The sequence below is a fragment of the Sutterella massiliensis genome, from assembly GCF_016899755.1.
Classification (GTDB): domain Bacteria; phylum Pseudomonadota; class Gammaproteobacteria; order Burkholderiales; family Burkholderiaceae_F; genus Sutterella; species Sutterella massiliensis.
Map to the genome: position 1 here is coordinate 1 of NZ_JACJJC010000519.1, position 243 is coordinate 243.

At 44.0% G+C, this 243-nt stretch carries 1 pseudogene; it reads right to left on the reverse strand.

What is annotated here, in order from left to right:
- Window positions 1-243: pseudogene (obgE, locus tag H6A60_RS14665) on the reverse strand (GTPase ObgE); the annotation flags it as partial.

The window sequence follows — 243 nt, forward strand, 5'->3', positions numbered from 1 at the left end:
CCTGGCTGCGAATAACGCGGTGTTTGATTTGTCGAGCTTCTAAAGTGCCAGTTTCCTAAACCTCCTTTTCCTCCTTTACAAAGAACTCTCTTTTCTCCGTCTTCGGTAATTTCAAATAAGGTTTCGCCTGTTTCTTTATCTTTTACAACTGTTCCCAATGGAACTTCAATGTATTTATCATCTCCATCGGCGCCTGTACTTCTGTCTCCTCCACCGTCTCCACCGTGGCCAGCTTTGATATGA